This is a genomic window from Mesorhizobium sp. WSM4844, assembly GCF_055811775.1.
In genome coordinates, this window is the sequence record NZ_JBVVQB010000243.1 from 1 (window position 1) to 229 (window position 229).

1 protein-coding gene is annotated in these 229 nt (G+C 79.0%); it reads right to left on the reverse strand.

The window, feature by feature from the left end; translation table 11 throughout:
• Positions 1-34: 34 nt before the first annotated feature.
• On the reverse strand, positions 35-229 hold a 195-nt coding region (locus AC0L2A_RS36610), incomplete at its 5' end, for a hypothetical protein (RefSeq protein WP_473613051.1).

A 229-nucleotide genomic window follows, 5' to 3' on the forward strand; every position in this document is an offset into this window, starting at 1 on the left:
CCGGGGGGGGTGCGCTCTTTTTTTTTTGCGGTCTTCACTTAATTCTCCGCTTGTTTTTTTTTTTTTTTGCTCTGGTTTTTTGGGGGGGGGGGGGGGGGCCCCGCCCCGGGGGGGGGGCGCGGGGGGGGGGGGGGGGGGCCCCCCCCCCCCCGGGGGGGGGGGGGGGCCCCCCCCGCGGGGGGGGGGGGCGGGGGCGGCCGCGGGGGGGGGGGGGGCGCCCGCGGGGGGG